A 2,630-nucleotide genomic window follows, 5' to 3' on the forward strand; every position below is an offset into this window, starting at 1 on the left:
ATTTGGCGCATACCACGCGCCCCGGCCCCTCACTCAGCCGCACCCCCGGTGGTTTCCCACGCGGGGCTATGGGTGTTGCTCCCCGTTTCCCAAGGCGAAAAGGAAGAGGACCCACACACGCCATTCTCGACCTTGTCATCAAGTCGCAGTATCAGGGGCCATGACCGTACGAATCATCCATGCCCTCGCCGATATTGCTGACCAGTATGACGCCGTCCTGTGTGACGTGTGGGGGGTGATCCATAATGGCAGGGCCGCCTATCAAGCGGGCTGTAACGCGCTGGCTGCGTTTCGCGAGATGGGCAAGCCGGTGGTGCTGATCTCAAACGCGCCGCGCCCCTCCAATGTGATCCCCAAGCAATTGGAAGCGCTGCATGTGCGCCGCGATGCCTGGGATGCGATTGTGACGTCAGGCGACGCCACACGGGCCGAGATCGAAAAGCGCGGACCGCGCGGCTATAAGATTGGTCCATCCAAGGATGAAGGCTTGTATGATGGACTGCCCGTTGACTTCCGCCCAGCAGAGACGGCGGACTATGTGATCTGTACCGGCCTGCGCGATGATTTGAGTGAGCCGCCTGAAAGCTATCGCGATGAGCTGGCAGCCTTGGCTGCCCGCAATCTGCCCTTCATCTGCGCCAACCCAGACCGGGTGGTGCAATTTGGCGGCCATCTGATCCCCTGCGCCGGGGCCTTGGCCGATATTTATGAAGAATTGGGTGGGCCTGTTATCATGGCGGGCAAGCCCTATGCGCCGATCTATGACCTGACCATCGCAGAAGCGGAGCGCCTCGCGGGCAAGCCCTTCGCACGCGAGCGCCTCTTGTGCATTGGCGACGGCGTACAAACCGATGTGGCCGGTGCGCATGGCCAGAAGCTCGACTGCTTGTTCGTCGCTGGTGGCATTCACGCAGCAGAACTCTCCAATGCCGACGGGCTGGATGGCGCGAAAGTGGATGCCTTCCTTGCCTCCTATCGGGTCGATGCCCGCTGGGCGATTGCCGAACTGGCTTAAGCCGTCCGTGCTCGACATAGGGGCATAGAGAAAACGCCCTAAACCCGCTATGCAGGTGGGATGATCGATTCCATCGCTGACGGGGTTTTGCCCGACCACATTCTGCAGGCCCTGGCCGATGGCGGCGCCATCACGGCCGCCACCCCCTTTGCCGACAAACAAATCCAGCCCGCCAGCCTCGACTTGCGCTTGGGCGACTTTGCGTATCGGGTGCGCGCCAGCTTCTTGCCGGGCCAAGGCCGCACCGTTTCCCAGCGCTTGAGCGAAAGCGATTTGGTGCTGCACAAGCTGGATCTGCGGGAAGGCGCGGTACTGGAGACGGGCTGTGTCTATCTCGCGCCCCTCCAAGAAAGCCTTGCGCTGCCCGAAACGGTGTTTGCGCTGGCTAACCCCAAAAGCTCCACCGGGCGGATTGATGTGTTTGTGCGCGTGATTGCCGATGGCGCGACCAGCTTTGACCGGGTGCGCGCGGGCTATCAGGGCCCGCTGTGGGTTGAGATTTGCCCACGCACCTTCTCCATCCTTGCCCGCCCGGGTGACCGCTTGGCGCAATTGCGCTTGAAGAAGGGCCAGACGCCAACACTCCAACGCCTCGATCTGAACTTGGATCTATCCCACGACTCCTTAGGGCCTGTTATAGGTTATCGGGCGCGGCGCCATGCGCCCTTATTGGACCTTGCTAAAGTGGGCGGCCATGCGCCGCGCGATTGGTTTGAGCCTTTGACGGCGCGCGATGGCCGTTTGGTGTTGGACCCCGGTGAGTTTTACATTTTGGCCAGTCAGTCGGGTCTATCGATCCCAAAAGATGTCGCCGCAGAAATGGTGGCGACCGCTGAAGATTTGGGTGAGTTCCGCGCCCATTATGCGGGCTTCTTTGATCCCGGCTTTGGCGCGAAAGATCATGGCAGCGCGGGTGCGCGCGGCGTGTTGGAAGTGCGCGGGCGGGACGTCCCGTTTGTGCTGGAGCATGATCAGCCCGTCGCGCGCCTGATTTATGAGCCTTTGTCCTCTGCGCCACAGGCTTTTTACGGCGATGTGGGCAGCCATTATCAGGGGCAAGGCCTGAAATTATCCAAATTGTTTGAACCATGGTCGTAACATGTTGATCGCCTCTATCTCTCCCATTGACGGCCAGAAGCTGGGCGAAGTACCCGCTGCATCAGCAGAAGATTGCCGAGAAGCCTGTCAGACGGCCCATGCCGCTTATCTGGCCTGGCGGTCTATCCCCGCGCCGCGACGGGGCGAATTGGTGCGCTTGTGGGGGCAGGAATTGCGCGCCCGTAAGCAAGAGCTTGCCGATATGGTGACGCTGGAAGCGGGCAAGACCCGCTCTGAAGCCTTGGGCGAAGTGCAAGAAATGATCGATATGGCCGATTATGCGGTTGGCCTGTCGCGACAATTGGCGGGCCTGACCTTAGCATCAGAACGGCCCGGACATCATTTGTTGGAGCGCTGGAAGCCTTTAGGCCCCGTTTTGGTCATCAGCGCCTTTAACTTCCCCGTAGCGGTGTTTGCTTGGAATGCCATGCTGGCGCTGGTCTGTGGTGATCCCGTCATTTGGAAGCCGTCTGAAAAGACCCCGCTTTGCGCGCAAATCACCTGCGCCATCTTCAAC

The 2,630-nt window shown here is 60.5% G+C and carries 2 protein-coding genes and 1 pseudogene; all 3 read left to right on the forward strand.

Annotation, left to right across the window (positions count from 1 at the left end; all coding sequences use genetic code 11):
• The first annotated feature begins 160 nt into the window (after window positions 1-160).
• Entirely contained in the window at window positions 161-1,015 is an 855-nt protein-coding gene (locus tag ACOVRA_RS10905; protein ID WP_421720312.1) for a TIGR01459 family HAD-type hydrolase, read from the forward strand.
• A gap of 60 nt (window positions 1,016-1,075) precedes the next feature.
• Window positions 1,076-2,113 carry a 2'-deoxycytidine 5'-triphosphate deaminase domain-containing protein gene (locus ACOVRA_RS10910; RefSeq protein ID WP_421720313.1) on the forward strand — a complete coding sequence of 346 codons (1,038 nt, stop codon included), beginning with the start codon at window positions 1,076-1,078 and terminating at the stop codon, window positions 2,111-2,113.
• A gap of 19 nt (window positions 2,114-2,132) precedes the next feature.
• Window positions 2,133-2,630 (forward strand): annotated as a pseudogene (locus tag ACOVRA_RS10915) (aldehyde dehydrogenase family protein); the annotation flags it as partial.

The sequence above is a fragment of the Aquidulcibacter sp. genome (genome assembly GCF_049239865.1).
Classification (GTDB): domain Bacteria; phylum Pseudomonadota; class Alphaproteobacteria; order Caulobacterales; family Aquidulcibacteraceae; genus Aquidulcibacter.